9 protein-coding genes are annotated in these 12799 nt (G+C 33.9%); 5 read left to right on the top strand and 4 right to left on the bottom strand.

Annotated elements, in window-relative coordinates:
* Positions 1 to 2: 2 nt before the first annotated feature.
* The gene (locus tag HN014_RS18670; RefSeq protein WP_176030360.1) at positions 3 to 1748 is read left to right on the top strand and encodes a NeuD/PglB/VioB family sugar acetyltransferase; all 1746 of its coding nucleotides are present in this window, start codon (positions 3 to 5) and stop codon (positions 1746 to 1748) included.
* Between the two features lies 1 nt (position 1749).
* Here HN014_RS18670 and HN014_RS18665 read toward each other — a convergent pair whose 3' ends face one another.
* Both HN014_RS18665 and HN014_RS18660 read right to left on the bottom strand, forming a co-directional pair.
* On the bottom strand, positions 1750 to 2694 hold the full coding sequence (locus HN014_RS18665; RefSeq protein ID WP_176030359.1) for a hypothetical protein: 945 nt from the start codon (positions 2692 to 2694) through the stop codon (positions 1750 to 1752).
* Positions 2695 to 2698: 4 nt separating this feature from the next.
* Positions 2699 to 4096 carry an MBOAT family protein gene (locus HN014_RS18660; RefSeq protein WP_368660061.1) on the bottom strand — a complete coding sequence of 466 codons (1398 nt, stop codon included), beginning with the start codon at positions 4094 to 4096 and terminating at the stop codon, positions 2699 to 2701.
* 656 nt (positions 4097 to 4752) lie between these two features.
* Here HN014_RS18660 and HN014_RS18655 point away from each other — a divergent pair.
* The 4 genes from HN014_RS18655 to HN014_RS18640 all read left to right on the top strand — a co-directional run bounded on the left by HN014_RS18655 (position 4753) and on the right by HN014_RS18640 (position 11105).
* Positions 4753 to 5886, top strand: coding sequence for a DegT/DnrJ/EryC1/StrS aminotransferase family protein (locus tag HN014_RS18655; protein WP_176030357.1), 1134 nt, complete (start codon positions 4753 to 4755; stop codon positions 5884 to 5886).
* Positions 5883 to 7808: a nucleoside-diphosphate sugar epimerase/dehydratase gene (locus HN014_RS18650; RefSeq protein ID WP_176030356.1), complete on the top strand. Its 1926-nt coding sequence runs from the start codon at positions 5883 to 5885 to the stop codon at positions 7806 to 7808. Before HN014_RS18655 ends, HN014_RS18650 begins: the two co-directional genes overlap by 4 nt.
* A gap of 124 nt (positions 7809 to 7932) precedes the next feature.
* Positions 7933 to 8721, top strand: a complete 789-nt coding sequence (locus tag HN014_RS18645; protein ID WP_176030355.1) for a polysaccharide biosynthesis/export family protein — start codon at positions 7933 to 7935, stop codon at positions 8719 to 8721.
* An 8-nt stretch (positions 8722 to 8729) separates the two neighbouring features.
* Positions 8730 to 11105 carry a polysaccharide biosynthesis tyrosine autokinase gene (locus tag HN014_RS18640; protein WP_176030354.1) on the top strand — a complete coding sequence of 792 codons (2376 nt, stop codon included), beginning with the start codon at positions 8730 to 8732 and terminating at the stop codon, positions 11103 to 11105.
* A gap of 77 nt (positions 11106 to 11182) precedes the next feature.
* Here the strand turns inward: HN014_RS18640 and HN014_RS18635 are convergent, their stop codons facing one another.
* Both HN014_RS18635 and HN014_RS18630 read right to left on the bottom strand, forming a co-directional pair.
* Positions 11183 to 11920, bottom strand: coding sequence for a tyrosine-protein phosphatase (locus HN014_RS18635; RefSeq protein ID WP_176030353.1), 738 nt, complete (start codon positions 11918 to 11920; stop codon positions 11183 to 11185).
* Positions 11921 to 12042: 122 nt separating this feature from the next.
* Positions 12043 to 12777 carry a head GIN domain-containing protein gene (locus HN014_RS18630; RefSeq protein ID WP_176030352.1) on the bottom strand — a complete coding sequence of 245 codons (735 nt, stop codon included), beginning with the start codon at positions 12775 to 12777 and terminating at the stop codon, positions 12043 to 12045.
* Positions 12778 to 12799: the final 22 nt, after the last annotated feature.

Raw genomic sequence — 12799 nt, 5'->3', positions numbered from 1 at the left:
AGATGGAAAAAGTTTTAATTATTGGAGCCTCCGGACATGGTAAAGTGATAGCAGAAGCTATAGAACTGGAAGATAAGTATGAAATATACGGGTTTATAGATTCATATAAACCAAAGGGACAGAAGATTATGGGATATGATATTCTTGGTTCGGAGAATATCATACCAGCTCTAATGAAAAAAGGAATTACCAAGGGAATTATTTCTATTGGCGATAACTGGATTCGGTATAAGTTGTATAAAAAAGTCTTGGAAGTCGCTCCAGATTTTGAATTTATAACAGTGATTCATCCATCGGCAATTGTAAGCGAAAAAACCAATATTGGTAGAGGAACCGTAATTCTGGCTTCAGGTACAGTCAATGCCGATGCCGTAGTCGGAGAGTTTTGTATCATTAATACGAATGCCAATTTCGGTCATGATGGGATTATGGAAGATTTCTCGAGCCTGGCTCCTGGGGTAACCACGGGAGGAACTGTTATTATAGGTGAGTTTACAGCAATTTCTATTGCAGTGACGATTCTACAGAACACAACTATAGGGGCTCATACTGTAATAGGAGCAGGAGCTGTTGTAACAAAAGATATACGAAGAAACGTGGTAGCATATGGAATTCCTGCAAAAAAAGTTAGAGAAAGAGAAAACGGAGATGGATATCTCGGAAAATCTACTCAAAAGTTAACCTTCAGTTGTTATACAATTGATTCAGAAAAAGCATTAAAAAAGTATAAAAAGATATTAAATTCAGTAGGAAACGAAAACCCCTTTTATACCTTAGAATATATAGGGATTACCGGGATGCGGGAGCATCGCCTGAGTTATTTTGTACTGGAGCGAAATTCGAGACCTATTGTCGTTATGCCATTTTACCTGAGAGATATAAAAGAAACAGACGGGAAATATAAAGATGTTGTTTCTCCTTATGGTTATGGAGGTCCTTTGCTGGATATTGAACATGTAGAATGTAAAGATCTGGAATATTTCTGGAGAGAGGTAGATGCATGGTATAAAAAAGAAAATATTGTAAGTGAGTTTATTCGGTTTAGTCTCAATAATAACCACTGTCGTTATAATGGCGAATTAATCCCTACATTAACCAATGTAAAAGGAGAAATCGTAGATGAAGAAACTCAATGGAGCCAGTTCAAAGCCAAAGTCAGAAACAATTATAGAAAAGCAACTCAGCAATCCCTGACATTAAAAGTATATAGCAACCCGATCTCACCAGCTATAATCAAAGACTTTTATGATATCTATATCAGTACAATGCAGCGAAATAATGCCGACTCATTGTATTATCACAAAATAGATTACTTTATCGATTTCATAAAAAACAATCCTAAGAATGCTATTATAGGAATGGTATATAAAGATGATAAACCAATTTCTACAGAATTGATTTTGGTGAATGATAATACATTGTACTCATACCTGGGAGGAACTTTATCAGATTACTTTTATACACGCCCTAATGATTTTCTAAAAATAGAGGTTATGAACTGGGCGAGAAAACACCATTATAAATATTATATTCTGGGAGGAGGAAGGTCTGATGGGGATAGTTTGTATAAGTATAAAAAATCATTCTTTCCTAATGATCAGGACGTTACTTACTATACAGGAAGAAAGATTATTAATCCGGAGCAGTATATGAAACTTGTGTTACAGAAGTGTAATATGACAGAGAATATGACCTGTGAGACAGATATTAAGAAAGGTTTTTTTCCATTGTATAGATTAGAGAGTTAAGTTAGGGCTTCTTTTTTATATAATCAACGATGACTTTTGCGATAAGATCTCTTCCGTGATTGTTCCAATGTTTGTCATAAATAAGTGTTTTAGGTTTCTCGGAACGGGAGAATTCTGACGAAAAATCGAGATACTTATATTCGTTTTTTTCAAGATGTTCTATAAACAATGGACTTGTGTTTTCTTTATCAAGAAGAAAAGTAAAACGCTTTTTATCAAAACCATAACGTTTGATTAATTTTTCAAAGTTAGCGAGGTAAATTACTTCAGTATCTTTCTGAGTACGTTTTTTAGAAGTCGTTTGCTGCGAAGGGAAAACAAAAGCTTTGAGGGAATTGATAAGCCTTTTTGGGGCATCCAATATCCCGATGTTTTGAGCGTAAACCAATAATTTACTTTTCTTAAATAAACGATTGGTCGGAGAGTCAAGATTCAATCGGTATTGTACAACCTTGTACCGATCCCGGGTCAGGTCATTTGAAAATTTAACTCCTAAAAATACCTGATCGATTTTATCAAAATCTTTCTTATATGCATGAATAAGGTGCAGTTGATCTGCCAGATCATATCCTGCATAACCATATTCGTATACTTCGGTATCAGTTAACTGTTGTTCTATTTTTTTTCCTATAGAGTTTTGGTAGTGTTGATGAAAACCTTCGATAAAAGAGTCTCCTACAAGAGCTATTTCTTTTTGAGAATATGAAGGAGAGAATTCTCTGTAGGAATTAAAACCGGAATTGTTGATACGGTATTCGGAAAAATTTTGTCTTCTGTTACCGGTTACTGCATACCCTTTCTGATTTGGTTTCCACTTTTCTACCTTATTATGATCCAGATATCGGAGTGGGGTATCTTTCCCCAGATGAAATACTCTAACCATTAGTTCTAAAGAAATCAAGATTAAAAAACTATAGATTGTAATTGTGTATAAAAGCTTTTTCATAGGATTAGAATTGAAAGTAAATAAAAGATCGATCTACGTGATCATCATAGAATAACAGTATGAAAAATATCAGTAACAGATAGGTGATAAAACGGAGGGTTTTGGAATTAAAAGGGATTGGAGATCTTTCATTTCTGCGAATGATGTACTCATAGCAGATGAAGAGTAATAATACGATGAAGTAGTCAATCATCCTGTACCCCAGTGGATGTTGATAGTGTTCATAATAAAAGTGAGTACAAAATTGTTTTATAAAAGCAAAAGCATCTGTCACAGAAGCAGACCTGAAAAATATACGGGAAAAAGTGACGAGAGAAAAGGTAAGCAAAAGCTGTAAAACCTCTATAAACGAAGGGAATACTTTGTTTTCGGCAATAACAGTATTCATATAAATCCGGTTTCTTCCCATTAAGAATACAGGAATGTATAAGATTGCATGAATGGCTCCCCATACTATAAAAGTCCAATTAGCGCCATGCCAGAATCCGCTAACCAGAAAAATAATGATGATATTTCGGACCGATTTTGATTTGGTTACACGGCTGCCTCCTAAGGGTATATAAACATAATGTCTAAACCATGTCGATAGAGAAACATGCCATCGCTGCCAGTATTCTGCTACATTTCGTGAAAAATTAGGGAATTTAAAATTAGACCTTAGTTCGATTCCAAATAATTTGGAGGTTCCAATAGCGATATCAGAGTAGCCGCTAAAATCACCATAAACCTGAAAACTGAATAGACAAACACCTAGTAGCAATGTAGAAGCACTATGTGTACTGTAATGAGCAAATATGTCGTCAACAATAGGTGCAACCCCATCGGCAATGACTATTTTTTTGAACAATCCCCATAGAATTAGTTTTAGCCCATCAGTACATTGAGTGTAATTAAAACTTCTTTTATCAGTTATTTGGTGAAGCAGGTTGGAAGCTCGTTCTATAGGACCAGCAACTAGCTGAGGAAAAAAACCGACGAAGGTTGCAAATGAAATAAAATCCCGGGTAGGGCGTAGCCTTTTGTAATAAATATCCAGAGAATAGGACATTGTCTGGAAAGTGTAAAAGGAAATACCGACCGGAAGAATGACTTGCAAGGTCCAGGAACTTTGAGTACTAAATCCCAATAAAGAGGTGAGATCACTCCACGATTCAATAAAAAAATTGTAATACTTGAAGAATCCCAATAAACTCATATTAAAAAATACACTGGTTAGTAACCAGTACTTTCTAAAATGAGGATGTGTAGCAGTAGCAATCTTAATACCCACTACGTAATCTACAGCAGTACTGGCAAGGATTAAAAATAAAAAGCGCCAATCCCACAATCCGTAAAAGAAGTAACTGGCAGCTAATAAGAAAATGTTTTGTTTTGTATAACTTCTCCTAAGAAACCAATACACAACAAATACAATGGGTAAAAAAATAAAATAGGGTAGCGAGTTAAATAACATAAATTATCAACTAAATGACTAAAGTTTATTAGTATGCCTAGTCAATAAGGAAGGTCGAAAAAAGGGTAGATTTATTAGGTCCGGTAAAAATTGTTCTTTTAAATAAAATAATCAAGAAATACTTACTTTTTTTTATATATCTAAAAAATAATGTTAAAAAAGTTGTATTTCTTATGTGCTTAAAAATTAATGATTCCATAGTGATAAGATAACCTGTATCTAAAAGATATCATCGTACTTGCTTATAATAAAACGAAGTATTATAAATAATGATTATATATCTGATATTCAATGCGTATTCCCCTTATATTATAGGGGATATACCCCTAATTTTTTTCGTACATAACCTGTATGAATTGTAAGAGGGTTTTAACATTTTGCGTTGTTGGACGAGATTTTGAGTATTCTGTCCAATATATTGATGTAAGCGCTATTTTTTAAGATTACTGAGCTATTTTTACAATGGAAAAACAACTAGAGTTACATCATATTAGAAAAGTCTACCCCCTTTTCTTTCAGTTAATTTAGATTGTTATTAAAGAACTAAAAACGATTATATATATAATTCGTTGTTACTGTTTTGTTTCATTTTTAATGGGAAAACTATGAAAGCAATTGATTCTAAGAAAATATGGTTATCGTCTCCACACATGGGAGGAAACGAACAAACGTACGTTAAACAAGCATTTGATTCTAACTGGGTTGCCCCCTTAGGACCTAATGTAAATGGGTTTGAAGAAGATATCGCTACCTATTTAGAAAATGAATCGTATGTCGCTGCACTTAGTTCAGGAACAGCGGCCTTGCATTTGGGATTACAGCTTTTGGGAGTAACCCATGGAGATGAAGTACTCTGTCAGAGTTTTACATTTGCAGCTTCTGCGAATCCAATTACTTACTTAGGAGCGAAACCTGTTTTTATAGATAGTGAAGAATCAACGTGGAATATATGTCCTGAACAATTGGAAGTTGCTATTAAAGACCGATTGAAAAATGGTGTAAAACCTAAGGCGATTATAGCAGTACACCTATATGGAATGCCATATAAGGTTCAGGAAATTCACGATATAGCCGCAGCTTATGAAATTCCGGTATTAGAAGATAGTGCAGAAGCATTAGGAAGTAGTTTCTTTGATGTGAAATGTGGTACGTTTGGGGATTTAGCAATCCTCTCTTTTAACGGAAACAAAATTATTACCACTTCGGGAGGAGGCGCCTTAGTAGCTAAAAAACAAGAAATAAAAGACAAAGCAATATTTCTTTCTACACAAGCCAGAGATAATGCTCCGCATTATCAGCATTCTGAGATCGGTTATAATTACCGTATGAGTAATATCGTAGCGGGAATAGGAAGAGGACAGATGGAGGTATTGGACAAGCATATAGGTTTGAGAAGAAGAAATTACGAATTTTATTATACACATTTAAATCAGTTAGCAGGAATATCTTTTGTCGAAGAGCCTAACGGATATTATTCAAACAGATGGTTAACTACGATTAAGACCTCGTCTTATGAAGTAAGAGAAGAAATCAGACTTGCGCTGGCAGCGCAAAATATCGAATCAAGACCCCTTTGGAAACCAATGCATAAACAGCCTGTTTTTTCGGATTGTAAGTCATATGTAAATGGCGTATCAGAATCTCTTTTTGAGAAAGGACTTTGCTTACCAAGTGGATCGAATTTAGAAGAAGAAGATTTACAAAAAATTGTTTTTGTAATAAAAAATATAGTACAATGAAACTCAAAGAACTTATCCTGAATTATTCAAATAGACATGCCTCCAAGTGGCTTGTTTTGGGAATTGATCTTTTTATCATAGTAGTGAATTTCTTTTTGGCGTACATCGTGCGTTTTGGAATTGTATTAAACTTTGATATTGCTGAACTTGGCTATCGATTACCGATCATCGTATTAATGGCTGCTATAAGTTTTTTATTAGTAGGTTCTTATAAAGGGGTGGTCAGACATACCGGGATGAAAGATGCCTATAATTTGTTTTTGGCTGTAACAATTTTATTTACCATGAGTGGAATACTGATGGTTTTTAGTCGCCTGGGGGTAATTCCTGAATTACTTAATATACCGATTTCTATTCTATGTGTATTTTATTTACTTAATATTATTACATTGACATTAAGTAGATTAGTTTTTAAATACGGGTACCAAAGTATTAAATCCAGGTTGGGGCAAGCTTCCCGTATACTTATTTACGGAGCAGGAGATTCAGGATTAATTACACAAGCAGCAGTAACAAATGATTCTAAAAAATCTATTACTGTAGTTGGGTTTATTGATGATAATCCTCAGAAAATAGGAAAAACAATTAATGGAATTACTGTTTTCAATCCAGATGTAATTACAGAAAAGTTTATAGCAAAAAATAATATTAAAGAGGTAATCGTTTCGATGCCACAAATAAGTAAGAAACGTTTGTCTAAAATTTCAGATCGATTTTTAAAATTGAGAGTAAAATTGAGAATCGTTCCAGCTGTAGAGGATTGGATTGATGGAAGATTAGAAGCTTCTCAGATTAAACAAATTCAAATTGAAGATTTATTGGAGAGAAATCCAATTTCTTTAGAAAATCAAAATATCAAGAGAGAATTAGAAGGAAAAGTTATTTTGATTACCGGAGCTGCAGGTTCTATAGGAAGTGAAATTGTACGTCAGGCATCTTATTATAACTATAAGCATTTGGTTTTGGTAGATCAGGCAGAATCTCCTTTATATGATTTACAGCAAGAACTCTTAAGAAAAGGAACGACTAATTTTACACCAATAGTAGCCGATATCAGAGATTATCATCGTACAGAAGCTATTTTTGAAAAATACAAACCTAATATGGTATTTCATGCAGCAGCATATAAGCATGTGCCATTAATGGAAGCAAATCCATGCGAGGCGTTGAAAATAAATGTATTGGGAACAAGAAGTGTTGCCAATCTGGCATCTAAGTATAATGTAGGTAAATTTGTTTTTGTTTCGACAGACAAGGCAGTTAATCCTACCAATGTAATGGGAGCTACTAAAAGAGTAGCTGAGATGTATATTAAGTGCTTACAAAAAACGAGTAAAACTAAGTTTATAACCACGCGTTTTGGAAATGTCCTTGGATCTAATGGATCTGTAATTCCTTTATTCAAAAAACAAATAGAAAGAGGAGGACCGTTAACTGTAACACATAAAGATGTTACGCGATTCTTTATGACGATCCCTGAAGCTTCTCAATTAGTGATTGAAGCAGGAACGATGGGGAATGGAGGAGAGATCTTTATTTTTGATATGGGAGAGTCTGTAAAAATATTTGATCTTGCTAAGAAAATGATTCGATTATCAGGACTGCAATATCCGGATGATATCGATATAGAGATCACTGGATTACGACCAGGAGAAAAACTATATGAAGAGTTATTGGCGGATACTGAGAATACATTGCCTACCTATCATAAGAAAATAATGATTAGCAGATTAGCGGATCACAATAGTGAGAACCTAAAGGAAAAAATAGATGATTTAAGTATTTTGAATTTAATTAATCAAGATCATTTGATTGTGAGTAAGATTAAAGAGATTGTTCCTGAATATATCTCTAATAATTCTACTTTTGAAAGTATCGATAAAGAAAACGAAAAAAGTAAACCATTAGTACAGGTTAACTAATATATTCTTAGGTATACATTCATCTGTAATATCACTTTTATATTGATTTTAAAAACAAATTACAATTTAGTATAATATTATATATTTTTGTACTTGTTAGTAATTTCACAAAAGCATCTATTTTATGCCACATTTAAGGTTATTTGCCCTCATATCTATTGTAGTATCAGTTTTTTCTTGTAAAACACCTACAGATGTAGTCTATTTCCAAAATTCTGATAATCTCGAAGAAATTGTTTCTAAAAATTCATTCACTCCAGTTTTTAAGGTAGATGATATTATCAGTGTATTGGTTTCGGCTACGGATATGGAAGCAGCAAGACCTTTTAATATGACACAGGGGACTTCCACTGGTGCTTCGGGACAGCCACCTGCTGGAGGAGGACAAGCAGCGAATCCTACCTATCTTATTGACGAGAATGGTTTAATTGATTTCCCGGTACTGGGAGAATTAAAAGTAGCAGGACTAACCAGAATCCAGGTAAAAGAATTAATAAAAGAAAAACTTCGTATCTATATAAAAGAACCGATTGTTAATGTTCGTTTAATGAATTTTAAAATTACGGTTATAGGAGAAGTAAACAGACCAGGATCGTATACGATACCAAATGAGCGAATTACAATAATAGAAGCATTAGGACTCGCAGGTGATTTGACTATCTTAGGAAAAAGAGAAAATATTAGTGTGATAAGAGAAAAAGATGGTGTAAATGTGTATCACAAAGTGAATTTAACTTCCAAAGAGCTCTTTAATTCACCAGTTTATTATTTGGCACAAAATGATGTGCTGTATGTAGAACCTAATAAGGCCAGAGTAAGAAGTTCAAAAGCAAACAGAGATACAAATACATTTGGAATTATTATGAGTATTGTCGGGGTAGCACTATCCGGTTTGGCGATACTTTTAAGATAGAATAAGTTATGTTTTCTAATATAGAAAAAACAGAGGATAATGATGCATTGAAGAATGCGTTCAATACTAATGGGAAAAGTACTACTTCTATAACAGGGTATTACATACGAGAGCAAATCATTAGGTATTTAAAAAAATGGTATTGGTTCTTATTAGGAGCAGTAATTTGTGTATCTATTGCTTTTTTGAAAATACGTTATACAATTCCTCAGTATAGTGTGTCTTCTACAGTATTGATCTCCCAGGATGATAATATTGGACAATCAGAATTATCAGCGTTCAAAGACTTAGGGATTCTTGATGACACTAGAAATGCTATTGAAAACGAACTGCAAATTATAAAATCCCGAAGAATTATTTCCAACGTTGTAGATAATCTGAAATTAAATGTTCAGTATTTTACAGATGGGAGAATTCTGGAAGTTGAAAGCTATCCCAAAGCTGCAGTAGAGATTAATTTTTTATCGGAGGATTCGATTGTTAAAAACAGGTTTAAACATTTTAATGTACTCGTTAATTCAGAGACTTCTTTTTCATTAGTTGATAAGGATGGTAATGTTATCAACGAACATTCCTTTGGAAAGACAATTAATACATCAATAGGGGATGTGGTAATTACTCCTAATGTGGATGTAATCAAAGCCAATATTGGTAAAATTATTAAAATTAAAATCTCTCCCGTAGCGAATACGGTAGAACGATATAGAGAAAAAATATCTGTAGGGATTGCCAGAAGAGGATCTTCTATCGTCAGAATATCACTAAGTGATGGTGTAAAGCAAAAAGCAACTGATATTCTGAATAATTTAGTAGAAGAATACAATAAATTTACTATTGGTAATAAAAAAACAGTTTCTGCAAGAACAGCTGATTTCATCAATAATCGATTGGATCTAATCTCAGGAGACTTATCAGAAGTAGATGACGAAGCTGCAGGGTATAAGTCAAAATTTGGGTTAACTAATAATATTGAAACTCAGACTGAGCGTGTTGCAGACATTGATTCTAGAAACGTACAGGAAATTTCGCGTTTGAATACCAAATTAAGTTTGATAGAATCCATGAGACGATTCATATTAAGTCAGGAAGGAAGATATGATTTAATTCCATCTAATCTAGGGTTTGATGATATAACAATTACCAATAATGTAGGAAAGTATAATGCATTGACATTACAGAGGAAACGATTGTTAAAAACATCCAGTGTTCAGAACCCTGTAGTTGTTAATATTGATGAGCAGATTGATGGACTACGGCAAGTACTTATTGGTAGTTTGAACAGTCTTAAAAGCACCATTAAAATTCAATTAGGAAGTCTTCAGACGCAAGATCGATATTTTAGTGGGAAACTATACAATGCGCCAAAAAGGCAAAAGGATCTTAGAGTCATAGAAAGAGAGCAAACCATAAAAGAACAATTGTATCTCTATTTATTGCAAAAGAGAGAAGAAGCAGAAATAACCAGTCATATTACTTTATCAAATACCAAGGTAATTGACAAGGCTTCTGTATTGAGTGCCAGATTAGTATCCCCTAATAAAAAGATGACATATCTCGTTGCATTATTAGCAGGGTTATTAATTCCGTTTGTGATTATTTATTTATCCGATTTACTAAACATTAGAGTAAGTTCTAAAGAAGAGCTGGAGAAGAATACTTCTATGCCGATGTTAGGAACGATACCCATTATAAAAAATAAAGCAAAGATTGTTATCTCCAGAACAAGTAGATCCGGTATTTCTGAGGCATTCAGAATATTGAGAACCAATCTGGATTTCCTGATGGCTGGAAATGCAAAGAAAACAGGAAAAGTTGTTTTTGTAACGTCTACAATTTCTGGAGAAGGAAAGACATTGATTTCTTGTAACCTGGCTAAAACATTAGCGATTTCCGGAAAGAAAGTAATCTTTGTAGGAACTGACTTTAGAGATCCTAAGTTTCATGAATTTGTAAAGCTTCCCAATGGAAAAGAAACGGTAGGATTTACGAATTATATAATGACACCTGACCTGAGTCCTGAGGATGTTATTCTACATCAGGAAACTGAAGATCCATTTGATATTTTATGCTCAGGAGTGATCCCTCCAAACCCTGCAGAATTACTTATGCAAGACAAAGTAAAAGTAATGTTTGAGTATTTGGAGAAAAACTATGATTATGTGGTAGTAGATACTGCACCAGTGAGTTTAGTTACAGATACCTTACTCATCAGTGCGCTTGCAGATATATGTATCTATGTTGTAAGAGAAAATTACTCAGACAAACGTATTTTAGAAATTCCAGAAAATCTGTACCAGAATAAAAGGTTGCCTAATATGGCTGTATTATTGAATGCTTCCAGAAATAAACTGGGCTATAGTTATGGATATGGATATGGAAAGTAATCGAAGTTAAGCGCTTTTTTATAATTCGTGCAAAGAATTCTTTTGGGATGTATAAAGATAGGTAGAGAAATCGTACTTTATCGATTAAAGAATCGATTTCGTTGCATAATAGGAAGCAATTTCTTGATTAACTTGGATGGAAACCCTTTTTCTAATGTCTCGAACTGATGATTGTTATGAATATCGGATCCGGTAAAATCCATAAATCCGGCATTCATCAATTTGATAGCTGTTTCCTTTACTTTTGCCCCGTAATACCCGGATAATGAAAGTAAGTTCATTTGGAATAATACCCCTTGTCTTTTTAATGCTTCGAATTCTTTTATAGAGTTATAAAAAGTATAACGTTCTGGGTGTGCCAATAAAGGGGTGTAACCAGCAAGTTTAATTTCGAACAATAACTCATTAAGGTTTAGAGGAGCACTAAATGTAGACATCTCTATAAGAACGTAGGTATTTGCTATGGGGAGAATATCTTTGTTTTTTAACCGTTGTTGAAATAAATCATCCAGCATATATTCAGCTCCTGCGAGTATTTCTATTGATGGGATGTCGAGTGTATTGACCAGAGCCTGAATCTCTGATAATTTTTGAGTTATAATTTCACTGGTATTTGGCCATACCTGCTGCATGATATGTGGAGTAGTGATTATTTTTTTGATTCCTAAACTTGCGAATTTTTCAATTAAGAAAGCAGCTTCATAAATTGTTTTGACACCATCGTCTATTCCAGGTAGAATATGCGAATGTATGTCGATATAATTATGAGGAATAAAATCCCTCAATGGTATTTCTTTTTTAGGTAAAAATAACACAGTTATGTATTTTGGGGTAAATAATAGTCTTTAATTTACGATTAATTCGAAAATTATATAAATAAAAACAAAAAAAAGCGCATTATATGATATACAATGCGCTTTTTTAGACGAAAAGACGATTATTTCGACCTGATGCTTCCAGATCCGGATACTTTAGTGTCTCTCTTCTGTGGTGAACCTGAATAAGTTATATCTCCAGATCCCATTACTTTGCCATTAATCAGATTCGTGGCATTCACACTGATGTCTCCTGATCCGGATACAGCAGCATACACTTCTTTTGCTTTTAGACTATCCGCTTCTACATCTCCAGATCCAGATACTTTGGCTTTGAAGATAGTAGTCGTTCCTGTCAGTGAAATATCTCCTGATCCTGATACAGCTGCTTCTACTACATTGGCATTTATCGATAGGATGACATCTCCAGATCCAGAAACTTTAGTTTTAAAAGTATCACTTTTGATAGCACTTTCTCCTTCAACTTTTCCGGAACCAGATACTGATACTGCTGTAATGTCCCTGTATGGAACAGTAACTTCAATGTTCTTGTTTCTGGAAGGTCTTAAAGAAACCCCATTCTTTACCTTTATAACCAATGTGTTTTCACGAGTTTCGGTAACGATATATTCCATAAAATTACTTTCGGCTTTGATCGTGATATCACCTTCTTTCCCTTCAATGAGTAATACATCAATATTTCCTCTTGCGCTGATTTTATCGTAGGAACCCGTTGTTCGGTGAGTAGTGGTAATATCTCTGTTTCCTTTTACTTTTTTATTCCCAAAAAACTGAGCATTGGCAGATGTAAACACTGTTAACAGTGTTAATGTGATTATGGTTGTTACTGTTCGCATGATTGATGATGAATATTATAAT

The sequence above is a fragment of the Aquimarina sp. TRL1 genome (assembly GCF_013365535.1).
Classification (GTDB): domain Bacteria; phylum Bacteroidota; class Bacteroidia; order Flavobacteriales; family Flavobacteriaceae; genus Aquimarina; species Aquimarina hainanensis.
This window is presented reverse-complemented; position numbering and strand designations above follow the sequence as displayed.

Excerpts from the sequence above, each read along its gene's own strand:
- HN014_RS18670 (WP_176030360.1), top strand. The coding sequence starts at position 3 with ATGGAAAAAGTTTTAATTATTGGAGCCTCCGGACATGGTAAAGTGATA.
- HN014_RS18665 (WP_176030359.1), bottom strand. The coding sequence starts at position 2,694 with ATGAAAAAGCTTTTATACACAATTACAATCTATAGTTTTTTAATCTTG.
- HN014_RS18655 (WP_176030357.1), top strand. The coding sequence starts at position 4,753 with ATGAAAGCAATTGATTCTAAGAAAATATGGTTATCGTCTCCACACATG.
- HN014_RS18650 (WP_176030356.1), top strand. The coding sequence starts at position 5,883 with ATGAAACTCAAAGAACTTATCCTGAATTATTCAAATAGACATGCCTCC.
- HN014_RS18645 (WP_176030355.1), top strand. The coding sequence starts at position 7,933 with ATGCCACATTTAAGGTTATTTGCCCTCATATCTATTGTAGTATCAGTT.
- HN014_RS18640 (WP_176030354.1), top strand. The coding sequence starts at position 8,730 with ATGTTTTCTAATATAGAAAAAACAGAGGATAATGATGCATTGAAGAAT.
- HN014_RS18630 (WP_176030352.1), bottom strand. The coding sequence starts at position 12,777 with ATGCGAACAGTAACAACCATAATCACATTAACACTGTTAACAGTGTTT.